The sequence below is a fragment of the Nostoc sp. FACHB-133 genome (assembly GCF_014698055.1).
Lineage (GTDB): Bacteria > Cyanobacteriota > Cyanobacteriia > Cyanobacteriales > Nostocaceae > Nostoc.
The window spans coordinates 1-11,914 of record NZ_JACJSH010000108.1 but is presented as its reverse complement, the minus strand read 5'-3'; the positions used below and the strand labels follow the sequence as shown (position 1 = coordinate 11,914).

Here is an 11,914-nt window from a genome sequence, read left to right as displayed (position 1 = left end):
CGAGTTCTGTCAAAGAGATTGTTGTAGTGACCCATGCTACGAAGCGGTCTTTCTTGACCAAGGTTGGGACGGTCTACTACTATTTCTAAGATACAAGGTTGGTTTGTGACCATTTCGCCAATGCTGACTCACCGTTTACCAGAACTGTACACCGAACCCGATCGCTTTGCACCACCTCGTGAAAAAGATAAGAAACATCCCTTAGCATTAGTGGGTTTTGGTCATGGTTCGCACAGTTGTTTAGGTATGGAATTTGCTCAGATGGGAATGAAAATTGTGCTTTCCACACTACTTCGCAATTACGACTGGACAGTAAAACCGGATTATTCTGCGATCGCTCCAGTTCGCCAACCTTCTAAAATTAAAGATACTCTACAAGCATATATTGAGCCTTTGGTGATAAAGCATCCCTTGAATAGTAAAACATAAATCTTTGATGAAACAAATCGCTTTTGCGTCTCTACCCAGGTTGATACTGAAAGCGTTGATTTTGCTTAAGTTGATAGCATAAACAATCTTAAACTCCCATACGGTTTGGATAAGCATTTTTCACTTTCCTTGTGGTCTAGGTAAAGGGTAAAGGATGTATTTAAAACTTTCCCCTTTAACCGAACCGTATTGTCTTATGCCCCTACACCTGATAATCCAATACGGTTCAAAGCACTACTTGTACAAAATCATGGGTTTTGAGACGCGATAAATCGCCGTCTCTACGAGTGTTTTGGTCTTATCTGAACTGTATTGCCTGATAATCCACAAACTAAAATCCTAATTTCTCCAACACTGGCTTGGTGGAAACAACGTGCCGTTCTAAACCCAGTTCTTTTGGACTAACCCCAAGTGCTAAAGCAATCAACTGGGGTAAATGCAATACTGGTAAACCTAACTTTTGCTCAATTACCTTTTCCACCTCTGGCTGACGCGAGTCTAAATTTAAGTGGCACAGTGGACAAGGTGTAACTATACAGTCAGCACCAGATGTCAAAGCGTCCTGAATATGCATCCCCGCCATCTTGAAAGATTGGGTAGTGGCATAACTAGCAAGAGGCCAACCACAACATTGTGTCCGGCCTCGGTAATAAATTGGTGTTGCACCCACCGCCCGAAACATATTTTCCATCGCTTCTGGTTGGAACGGGTCGTCATAAGGCATGGATTTTTGGGCGCGGAGGAGATAACAGCCATAAAAAGCCGCGCATTTTAATCCAGTTAACTTCCGGGTGACACGTTTGGTAATTTCCTCTAAACCGTAATCTGTCACCAAAGCGTAGAGAAGATGTTTAACGTCAGTACTGCCACGATAAGGCGAACAGCCTTCTTTATGCAGCAAGCCATTAACCTGTTCAATGTATGTAGGGTCAGAAGTCTGACATTCTTTCAGGTGTTCGTTGACATGACCAATAACACCTTGACAAGTACTGCAATGGGTAAGTAAAGGCAAATTTAATTCTTCTGCTAGGGCGATATTTCTAGCATTGACTGTATCTTCTAACAGTTGAGAATCTTCTTTAAATGTGCCCGAACCACAGCAAGCAGCTTTTTTAAGTTCAACCAATTCAATACCTAGTGCTTTGGTAAGGGCTTGAGTTGACTGGTAAAGTTCCCGACAGGCCCCTTGAGCAACACAACCAGGGAAATAAGCGTACTTGAGTTTGAGTGTCTGAGATAGCATAGAGGTATATTTGGGTTAGAGCGATCGCTCTAAACAATAACTGTTTTATTACTTCCTTGTTAGCACCAAAATTATGATGTTTGACCTTCAGCGATTCTTTAACCATCTAGGTTCAAAGCCGCAGCGTCTAAATATTCTGATTGCTAGCAAGGCTGTAAATACCGATCGAGACATTGTAAAAAAATTTAGCAATAATTGACAATAAAAGCATTTACACTGTATCGGCGATGGCGTAGCCCGCTCCCAGAAACAACTGTTCCCAGAAAATTTACCCTATTCTTTTGAGGAACAGGAGAGGTTTTCTAACAGAAAAACTCTTGGTAGTATACGGGCGATCGCGCTTGACGATAAGATGTATATGCTCAAAACAATGTCTTCTCTAAAGAGTAGATCCTAGCAACTGGTTAAGGACTTTTATTATTTATGAGCCAAACGGAACTTTTTGAAAAGGTCAAGAAAATCGTCATCGAACAACTGAGTGTTGAAGATGCTTCCAAAATCACTCCACAAGCTAAGTTTATGGAAGATTTAGGAGCTGATTCCCTGGATACTGTTGAACTCGTGATGGCTTTGGAAGAAGAATTTGATATCGAAATTCCCGACGAAGCTGCCGAGCAGATTGTATCGGTTCAAGACGCAGTAGATTACATCAATAACAAAGTTGCTGCATCAGCTTAAAAAAGTTTTGAGTCTCTGTTCGCCCTTGCAGTCTCCTATTAGGAGAAGTTCAGATGGCTTTGTCTCGCTCCCTCTGGGCGTTTATGGCAAAAACCACTGCTTTGACTTTTAACTGAGTGCTGAACAGTTAAAAGTTTAGGAGTTAGAGTTTTCGGAGGCAAAAGTTCGGAGTTTTCTCCATCTTTGGGTGCTTCCAAAACTCAGAACTCAGGACGGGCTAAACCCTAGCTATCTGCTAACATAACTCAGCACTGTTTAATGCCTGCTGCTTTTTCGCCACCTTTAACTGAATCATGACAGATCATACACGTAAACGCGTTGTTGTAACTGGTGTTGGCGCGATTACACCGATAGGTAACACAGCAACAGAATATTGGGATGGATTATTGAGTGGACGCAATGGCATTGACTACATCACATTTTTTGATGCGTCTAGCCATGATTGCCGCATTGCTGGTGAGGTAAAAAACTTCGATCCACATGATTACTTGGAGCGCAAAGATGCCAAGCGCATGGATCGATTTGCCCAATTTGGGGTTTCAGCAGCAAAACAAGCTATAGCTAACGCGCAGTTAGTTATTAATGAACTGAATGCAGAACAGGTAGGTGTCATGATCGGTTCTGGCGTTGGCGGCATTAAGGTATTAGAAGACCAGCAAACGATCTACCTCAACCGTGGGCCCGATCGCTGTAGTCCATTTATGATACCGATGATGATCGCTAATATGGCAGCAGGATTGACGGCAATTCACACGGGTGCTAAAGGCCCTAATTCCTGCCCTGTAACTGCCTGCGCTGCTGGATCTAATGCTGTAGGCGATGCGTTCCGCTTAATTCAAGGGGGATATGCCAAAGCAATGATTTGCGGCGGAACAGAGGCAGCTGTGACACCATTATCAATGGCTGGGTTTGCTGCCTGCAAAGCCCTTTCTTTTCGCAATGACGATCCGGCTCATGCTTGCCGCCCCTTTGACCGCGATCGCAACGGATTTATATTAGGTGAAGGTTCAGGAATTTTAATTCTAGAAGAACTGCAACACGCCCTAAGTCGCGGCGCTCACATTTATGCCGAAATGATCGGCTATGGTATGACCTGTGACGCATACCATATCACTTCCCCCGTCCCTGGCGGATTAGGTGCAGCGAGAGCCATAGAACTGGCGCTCAAAGATGCTAGTATAACTCCCGAACAAATTAGCTATATTAATGCCCACGGCACTAGTACCCCGGCGAATGATTCAACTGAAACCTCAGCCATCAAAAAAGCCTTGGGAGAACACGCCTATAAGGTGGCAATTAGCTCGACTAAATCGATGACAGGTCATTTATTAGGCGGTTCTGGAGGTATTGAAGCTGTGGCAACAGTACTGGCGATCGCTAATGACCAAATTCCACCGACAATTAATCTGGAAAATCCCGATCCAGAATGTGACTTAGATTACGTGCCTAACTACAGCCGCGCTCAAAAAGTCGAGGTGGCAATATCCAATTCTTTTGGGTTTGGCGGTCATAATGTCACACTGGCTTTTAAGAAATACGTTTAAAAGAAGTCAGGAGGTAGGAGGCAGAAAGCAGAAGGCAGAAGGCAGAATTCAGAATTCTGAATTCAGTAGTTTAATCTGACTCTGCTCGTTTGCCCAATGCCCCATGCCCAATGCCCAAAGTATCAGAAATATCATTCCGATATAACTTAAGCGTTCAGCATGACCCAATTATCAGCTTGATTTATCACCATAAACTCAGGAGATCCCGCTTGTCCATCGACAAGCGGGAGTGGGATGATGAGGATACTGTGGGGAATCTAAAATAACCCCAGCAAGAGAAGCTACGAAGAGTGCTAACCCGTCGTTAAAAACAAGAGATTATGACTGTTGCAACCCAATCCGCCAAAGAATTGTCCGTCGAAGAACTGGCTATTAACTCGATCCGCTTCTTGGCTATTGATGCCGTAGAAAAGGCAAAATCGGGACATCCAGGACTACCAATGGGCGCGGCTCCGATGGCTTTTGTCCTCTGGGATCGCTTTTTGAAGTTTAATCCCAAAAATCCCAAGTGGTTTAACCGCGATCGCTTTGTCTTGTCTGCCGGTCATGGCTCGATGTTGCAGTACGCCCTACTGTACCTGACAGGCTACGATAGCGTCACCATTGAAGATATCAAACAATTCCGTCAATGGGGTTCTAAAACTCCTGGACACCCAGAAAACTTTGAAACCCCAGGCGTGGAAGTCACAACTGGGCCCTTGGGTCAAGGAATTGCTAATGGAGTTGGTTTAGCGATCGCAGAAGCGCATCTTGCCGCTAAATTTAACAAACCTGATACCAAAATTGTTGACCATTACACCTACGTAATTTTAGGTGATGGTTGCAACATGGAAGGTATTTCTGGTGAAGCTGCTTCTTTCGCAGGACACTTGGGATTAGGCAAACTCATCGCTCTGTACGACGACAACCACATTTCCATCGACGGTTCCACAGATGTAGCATTCACCGAAGATGTTTCCAAGCGGTTTGAAGCTTACGGTTGGCACGTTCTCCACGTTGAAGACGGCAATACCGATTTAGCAGCGATCGCCAAAGCAATTGAAGAAGCTAAATCTGTCACCGATAAACCATCAATGATTAAGGTGACAACCACAATTGGTTATGGTTCTCCCAACAAACAAAACACTGCTGGTATTCACGGTGCTGCTTTGGGTGGCGACGAAATAGCCTTGACTCGGAAAAATTTGGGTTGGGAATACGAGCCTTTTGATGTTCCACAAGAAGCTCTCAACCACACACGCAAAGCAGTTGAACGCGGCGCAGGTTACGAAACCGAATGGAACAAAACATTTGCCGACTACAAAGCTAAGTATCCCCAAGAAGCAGCTGAATTTGAACGCTACCTAAGCGGCAAGCTACCTGATGGTTGGGATAAGGTACTACCCACCTACAGCCCCGAAGACAAAGGACTACCCACTCGTAAACACTCAGAAACTTGCCTTAACAAACTGGCGGCGGTTTTACCTGAATTGATTGGTGGTTCGGCTGACTTAACCCACTCCAACTTGACCGAAATCAAGGGTAAGGGCGACTTCCAAAAAGGGCACTACGAAAATCCCAACATCCACTTTGGTGTGCGGGAACATGCTATGGGCGCAATCTGTAATGGTATCGCGCTGCACAGTTCAGGATTAATTCCCTACGGTGCTACCTTCTTAATCTTCACAGATTATATGCGTGCTGCCATCCGCTTATCCGCCCTTTCTCAAGCTGGTGCGATTTGGGTGATGACTCACGATTCCATCGGGCAAGGTGAAGATGGGCCCACACACCAACCCATTGAAACTCTAGCTTCCTTGCGAGCTATTCCTAATTTATTAGTGTTTCGTCCCGCAGACGGTAACGAAACCTCTGGTGCTTATAAAGTAGCGATCGAGAAAGCGAAGCAAAACGCTCCATCTCTATTGGCATTCACTCGTCAAAACGTCCCCAACTTGGCAGGTACATCGATTGAAGGTGTAGCGAAGGGTGGATACACCGTAGTAGATAGCGAAGGTACACCTGAAATCATCTTGATTGGTACTGGTTCAGAATTGAGCCTCGCCGTCGGCGCAGCCGAAAAACTCAAGGCTGAAGGTAAGAAAGTCCGTGTTGTCTCCCTACCTTCATGGGAACTCTTTGAAGCACAGGATGCAGCTTATAAAGAGTCTGTTCTACCAAAAGCAGTCACCAAGCGTTTGTCTGTAGAAGCTGGTAGCAGTTTCGGTTGGCACAAATACGTGGGTACTGAAGGCGATTGCGTTAGTATCGATCGCTTTGGTGCTTCGGCTCCAGGCAATGTTTGTCTAGAGAAGTTTGGCTTTAGCGTTGATAATGTGTTAGCTAAGGCTAAACAATTGTTGGGTTAATAGCAACAGAATATTCTCAAAGTTTTGTGAGGTGGGCATCTTGCCCGCCTTTTTTTTATGCAGTTTTTATGCAGAGGGAGATTGTTCATATAGCAATCGCCAAGGCAGCGCTCTTTTCTACTAACCTTTAGATTCAGTTTATAAATAGCTTCTTAGTCAAGATTCAGTGGTGAGAGATCCTTGAGGATAGTCAACAGATGAAATGAACACTTTCTGCGAATAAACTTGTTTAATCGAGAGAACTATACAAAATTTCCATAAATTTAATTTATTAATATTGTAAACTTTCGTAGATGTACTTAATTTTTACCAGATACTGCAAAACTTTATTTACCATTATTCGGGTAATCTAGTATGGAAATAATTGAAAATCTAGCTGAGTGTGAATTCACTCTTTTTCCTGAATTAGTTAGAGTTTTTCAAAATGCTACTTAGTTACGGTGAAGTAGCATATAATTCTGGCTCATAAATAATACTAGTTAAATTAAACACTTGTAACTGATGTTTTTTCGTATAAATCAATAATTGAACAAATTTTTGATCTGTGTGCTTTAATAGTGGGCGGCTTTTGTTCGTTCATGAATTTTCATCACACAAAACGATCACCGATGCTCCTCACACACAAAGAAAACATTTTAAAATTTAGCTGGCTTCTACCCAGCTTCTTCAGCTTGTTCCTGTTTGGTTCCACTGTCAAAGCTGCTGCGATCGCTAATTGGCATTTTGATAGCAATCGTAATCATGTAGATTTTACGACAGACGAGAATATTCAACCCAAAGTACAATTAGTTACCAATCCAACCCGTCTGGTAATTGATTTACCTGGAGTCAAACTAGGATATCCACAGACTAGTCAAAGAGTGGGGTTAGTAATTAAAGACATTAGCATCGGGCAGTTTAATGCAGATACTACCCGTATGGTCGTTACCTTAGCACCTAATTACACTTTCGACTTAGCACAGGTGAAGTTGCAAGAGGAATCTCTCAATCATTGGTCTGTGCAGTTACCCAAGCCGATACAATTAACTGCAACCCGGCCAAACATTTTAGAAATAACTCCGACTCAATCGAGTATTTCTCCAACAGTAAGTGATAATAGCACTCTGTTTGCTGGCGTAATTCCTATGCATTCACCGATGAAAGCGCTGGAACCGCAGATTAAAGCCTTGATGAATCGTTACAGCTTCCTGAAAACAGGAATGTTTTTCCTGGATTTGGATACTGGGGATTATTTGGATGTTGGGGGCGATCGCGTTTTCCCAGCAGCTAGTACGATTAAATTGCCAATTCTCATTGCCTTTTTCCAAGATTTGGATGCGGGTAAAGTCACCCTTCAGGAAAACCTGACTATGCGACGTGACTTAGTAACCAATGGTTCTGGAACTATGCAGTATGAGCGAGTTGGCAAGAAGTATACAGCTTTGGAAACCATCACTAAGATGATTACCATTAGTGATAATACCGCCACCAATATGGTTATCGATCGCTTAGGTGGAGCTACAAAACTAAATCAGCGCTTCCGTAACTGGGGATTGAAAGACACAGTAATTCGGCATCTTTTGGCTGACTTGAGAGGAACCAACACCACAAGTTCTCAAGATATGGCGCGGGTGCTGGCTTTAGTTGTGAATAACAAGCTAGTTTCTCCACAAAGTCGAGAGCAAGCTTTGGATATTCTGCGTCATACTACAATTCACACACTGCTTCCCGCAGGTTTGGGGAAAGGTGCAGTCATAGCCAACAAAACCGGAGATATTGGGTTTCTCATCGGCGATGCCGGATTTGTGACTATGCCAAATGGAAAACGTTATTTAGCGGCTATCTTCGTCACACGTCCCTATAAAGACACTAGGGGGAGGGACTTTATTCGTCAAGTTTCCCAACTAGTTTACGATTATCTGAATCAAACAAATCCAGTCGCTGCGGTTGGTTCGTCTAACAGTGCTACGAGATAGAAGACGCGATCTGTTACTTTAAGCGAAGTAGGGGCACAAGGCCTTGCGCCCCTATACCCCAGTTAATCATTGGGGTTTATTTATTGCTGCTGTTACTCTAAATAAAAAACCCCGCCTGATGGCGGGGAAAAATAAAGTTCTAAATTATCAATGGATAGTCAACAGTCTAGAAGGTGAAAGTTGTTCTGAGTGTACCGATAATTGCATCATCGTTAGCGCTGTTTTGACCAGGAGAGGTCAACCAAATTACGCCAGGGGTAATAGAGATGTTATCCGATACGCGATATTTGTAGAAGCCTTCAAAGTGATATGGTATATCATTACCAGCAGCAACACCTGTTCGGTTAAAGGAGTAGGGTTCTGCACCTGCAAAAATACCTAAAACGTTACCCTTTTTACCGAAATCAGGTAAGGCTACCCCTAAACCATAGCTCCAAGCTTCATAATCATCACCTACACCGAAGCCAGTCACATCGTGGTAAGAGACGAAGCCACTAACTGATAGTTTGTCGCTGGGTCTAAACGCAGCTGACACACCGTAGGAGTTGCTGGAACCTGCACCTAGTAGAGTGTTTGCTTGTCCAGTACCTACTGCAACAATATCTCCATCTGTCGTAGAACCAGAGTTAAATAAAGCACCACCTGCGCTATATCCGTGGACGTAGGTAGCAGCTAAAGCCAAGCGATCGCCAACACTAAAGTTCAACTGTCCTAAAGCAGCATAATCGCCGTTGGTCAGACCGGAACTTAGAGCAGGATCATTAGCTTGTGATGCCAAGTAACCAGCAGTGATTGAGCTATTTCCCAAAAGACCCTGACCTCTACCAAGAGGTAGATTGAGCGCTATACCTGCACCGCCACCAATCCGATAGATGGGACTTTCAGAAGCAAAGGTGGATAAAGCGCCGTTACCGCCATCAGTGTTGTCGAAAAAGTAAGGATTGTTGACAGCAGCATAATGGCTGTGTCGTCCACCACTGGCTGCCAAGTATACATTGGCTGGGCCTACGGGAACTTCATAGGTCAATCGGTCTATCCGAACAGCGTTGTTACCAGTGCTACCAACTTCAAATGTTTGTGTGCCTTCAGCAGTGTTGATCGCACCACCAGCGTTATCAAATTGTGTGAAAGCTGTCGCATTCCCTGCTGCGAGACGAGTATGTAAAACGTCTCTACCAGTGAAGCTGGTTTGCAAGTCTAAACGTACTCGATCTTGGAAGACTGTATTGTTATTGTCACCAGTGTTACCGCCAAACACATCAGTAACGGCAAAAATCGCTTCACCGACTAGTTTTGTGGTGGTGGAGAACTGATTGGCTTCCAATTCAGCAGTCCGCGCTTCTAGGGAATCTACGCGACCGCGTAGGGTTGCCAATTCTGCGGAAAATTCTTCTTGTAAACGCTGTAGGGTAGCTAAATCTTGTTTCGTCACCAAGTCAGCTGTTGCTGTGGCAATCAACTCGTTAACGCGATCCAAACAGGCGTTCAAACCAGCAGCAAATTCATAACGGGTCAAAGCACGATTACCACGGTAAGTGGCATTCGGATAACCTGCAATACAACCATAGCGTTCAACCAAGGACTGCAATGCTTGGAATGCCCAGTCAGTGGGTTGTACGTCAGAAAATTGCGAAACTGATGTTACTTGAGACTGAGAGTTATTTTGGTTGCCTTCGTTGCTGTAACGATTAACTTGATCTATCGTTGTTTGAGCCAACAATTCTGGCTGTTGGGCAACTTCAGCTACACCTGCTTGTTTTGCTGGTGATAGTTCAGTGGTTGTGTTTGGAGCCGCAATTGCTGTTGTCGAAACTAACAATGTTGCTCCCAAAACTGCTGGGCTAACCACTAAGGATTTCCATAATAGATTAGACATTTTTTCTTTACTCCTCACACCTTGTTTAGATAATTGGTTTCGTTCCACCTAATTCTCGAAAATGCGACATCTCATCGAAACCTATGGATGAGGCATAATTGCCACTACTACAATTTTAGTTTTTGCAAAGCTAATAAACGATTAACCTGGGGTTAAAAACTGATGTGATTAACTTATGCAAAAACATATCTTTATATCATAACATTATAAAACATCTGATCTAGATGGCAATATTGGAGCGATCGGCTTAATAACTGTCACACATAGCTGTCTATATATATAAGCAGGGAGTAAAGTTTAGGGCATTTAGTTCCTACTTGGCTAAATTGCTGAAAGTCTTCTATACTTAGCATCTTGCAGATAAAAATCACTTTTTACACTTAGCCTGTAGAAATTGCACACCAGTTGAAATCCACTGGCTCGGCCATAACAAACATAGCAAAGCCTTTCAGAAGGGTCGTTGCCTGGTATATTTTGGAATAAAAAACAAAATCAGGAATCAAGGTTGTTGAAACCCGCGAACTTTCAAGAAAAACGCATACCCTTACTCTCAATCAAGCTACGGGTTAGTTTTCCCTCATGAGTACAGATAGGCGTGTTTTGTCTTTGTCGCTGTTACTTTACAGTCGCCTGGTGCAAGATATCAGAAGAAATCACTTATTTAATTTGGGAAATCGTCTGTGCTACATCAAAGTCTGCCTGTGTTAGTCCGCCTGCATCATGGGTTGTGAGTGTAATCTTCACTTTGTTGTAGGAAATCTCTATGTCTGGATGATGTCCTGCTGATTCCGCTGGTTCCACCAGTTTGTTGACGAACTCAATTGCTTGGATAAAATCCTTGAATGTGCGAGTAATATACAACTTAGATTCTTCGACAGTCCAACCTGACAAAACTTTTGCCTGCTCTTGAATTTCCGTTTCTGTGAGTAGTTGTGTCATCTCAAAAAATTCCTACTTATATATTTGTTACATCTTGCATTTGACAGAAATAGACCCATTTAATTTTCCACACATAAACTATGGGAAGATCAGCTAATGCCTAATGCGTGTGTGTATATTTAAATCAGGCTTGGTAAATAAATGCTGTAGCTCACATCAGGCCATACACCAAGGTTTGATGCAAGATATTTTTAATTTTAAGAAAACTTAAACGCATTGACTTTATCCATCGCCTGTATTGCTATCTAAGTTTTAAAAAGTCACCCATAAAAAACTATCCGCTCTGATTTGGATCGGATGATCTAAATCAGAGCGGTCTAGCGGGTCTTCAGGTTGCAACCAGACTGCCGGAAGGAACTCCGAGCTTGCCTAGCTACTTGAGCTAACTTAGTATCTCAAAGATGACTAAGGCTAACTTTTAGAGAACAGCCCCGGCACACAGCCGGCTAACTGCAACCTGATGACCCACGCATTTACTACTTTCTATCATGGGCATCACCTCCTTATTGCCTAAGCGGTCTTAGTTTTAAAAGGGCAGAGTATTTACTCTGGGTTTATAACCTTCACCTAACATAACACATAAATTTAGAGATATTAGCTATATATAAAAAAATCTCCCGCCTTTTGGTGGGAGATGACTGGAGAATGGGGAATATTGACACTTTTTTAGCTTATGCCAAGGAGATTATTTAATCTGGCTGATGTCAATTTTCGGCAACCATACAACTGATTCAAGTCATGGTCAGCTTTTAATATTACAGAGCATTACCGCGAGGTAGAACTTCTTCAGGGAATACAAACTGTTCGTGGGGTTGATCTTGAGGAGCCATCCAAGCGCGGATACCCTCGTTCAGCAAAATGTTTTTGGTATAGAAGGTTTCAAACTCAGGGTCTTCCGCCGC

Annotated in this window: 8 protein-coding genes and 1 pseudogene; 5 read left to right on the top strand and 4 right to left on the bottom strand. The window is 43.3% G+C overall.

The features are described from left to right. Nucleotides 1–105: 105 nt before the first annotated feature. Nucleotides 106–429: a cytochrome P450 gene (locus H6G86_RS36345; RefSeq protein WP_313931622.1), complete on the top strand. Its 324-nt coding sequence runs from the start codon at nt 106–108 to the stop codon at nt 427–429. A 331-nt stretch (nt 430–760) separates the two neighbouring features. Here H6G86_RS36345 and H6G86_RS36340 read toward each other — a convergent pair whose 3' ends face one another. Further along, nucleotides 761–1,672: a CoB--CoM heterodisulfide reductase iron-sulfur subunit B family protein gene (locus tag H6G86_RS36340; RefSeq protein ID WP_174713096.1), complete on the bottom strand. Its 912-nt coding sequence runs from the start codon at nt 1,670–1,672 to the stop codon at nt 761–763. Between the two features lie 423 nt (nt 1,673–2,095). On the opposite strand from H6G86_RS36340, the gene acpP reads away from it, so the two are divergent. The 4 genes from acpP to H6G86_RS36320 all read left to right on the top strand — a co-directional run bounded on the left by acpP (nt 2,096) and on the right by H6G86_RS36320 (nt 8,197). Continuing rightward, nucleotides 2,096–2,350 carry an acyl carrier protein gene (gene acpP, locus H6G86_RS36335; RefSeq protein WP_012410880.1) on the top strand — a complete coding sequence of 85 codons (255 nt, stop codon included), beginning with the start codon at nt 2,096–2,098 and terminating at the stop codon, nt 2,348–2,350. A 293-nt stretch (nt 2,351–2,643) separates the two neighbouring features. Then, nucleotides 2,644–3,894 carry a beta-ketoacyl-ACP synthase II gene (gene fabF / locus H6G86_RS36330; RefSeq protein ID WP_114085683.1) on the top strand — a complete coding sequence of 417 codons (1,251 nt, stop codon included), beginning with the start codon at nt 2,644–2,646 and terminating at the stop codon, nt 3,892–3,894. A gap of 320 nt (nt 3,895–4,214) precedes the next feature. Beyond that, a complete protein-coding gene (tkt, locus tag H6G86_RS36325; protein WP_190938428.1) occupies nt 4,215–6,242 on the top strand; it encodes a transketolase in 2,028 nt (675 codons plus the stop codon). 608 nt (nt 6,243–6,850) lie between these two features. Then, the gene (locus H6G86_RS36320) at nt 6,851–8,197 is read left to right on the top strand and encodes a serine hydrolase (RefSeq protein ID WP_190938427.1); all 1,347 of its coding nucleotides are present in this window, start codon (nt 6,851–6,853) and stop codon (nt 8,195–8,197) included. Nucleotides 8,198–8,363: 166 nt separating this feature from the next. On the opposite strand, the gene H6G86_RS36315 is transcribed toward H6G86_RS36320, so the two are convergent. The 3 genes and pseudogenes from H6G86_RS36315 to H6G86_RS36305 all read right to left on the bottom strand — a co-directional run. Continuing rightward, entirely contained in the window at nt 8,364–10,073 is a 1,710-nt protein-coding gene (locus H6G86_RS36315; protein WP_190938426.1) for an iron uptake porin, read from the bottom strand. 657 nt (nt 10,074–10,730) lie between these two features. Further along, nucleotides 10,731–11,012, bottom strand: coding sequence for a 4a-hydroxytetrahydrobiopterin dehydratase (locus H6G86_RS36310; protein WP_114085681.1), 282 nt, complete (start codon nt 11,010–11,012; stop codon nt 10,731–10,733). 755 nt (nt 11,013–11,767) lie between these two features. Next, nucleotides 11,768–11,914: pseudogene (locus H6G86_RS36305) on the bottom strand (photosystem II D2 protein (photosystem q(a) protein)); the annotation flags it as partial.

What these genes read in the sequence shown, in the direction of transcription:
- tkt (WP_190938428.1), top strand. Translation starts at nt 4,215, where the DNA reads ATGACTGTTGCAACCCAATCCGCCAAAGAATTGTCCGTCGAAGAACTG.
- acpP (WP_012410880.1), top strand. Translation starts at nt 2,096, where the DNA reads ATGAGCCAAACGGAACTTTTTGAAAAGGTCAAGAAAATCGTCATCGAA.
- H6G86_RS36340 (WP_174713096.1), bottom strand. Translation starts at nt 1,672, where the DNA reads ATGCTATCTCAGACACTCAAACTCAAGTACGCTTATTTCCCTGGTTGT.
- H6G86_RS36320 (WP_190938427.1), top strand. Translation starts at nt 6,851, where the DNA reads ATGCTCCTCACACACAAAGAAAACATTTTAAAATTTAGCTGGCTTCTA.
- fabF (WP_114085683.1), top strand. Translation starts at nt 2,644, where the DNA reads ATGACAGATCATACACGTAAACGCGTTGTTGTAACTGGTGTTGGCGCG.
- H6G86_RS36310 (WP_114085681.1), bottom strand. Translation starts at nt 11,012, where the DNA reads ATGACACAACTACTCACAGAAACGGAAATTCAAGAGCAGGCAAAAGTT.
- H6G86_RS36315 (WP_190938426.1), bottom strand. Translation starts at nt 10,073, where the DNA reads ATGTCTAATCTATTATGGAAATCCTTAGTGGTTAGCCCAGCAGTTTTG.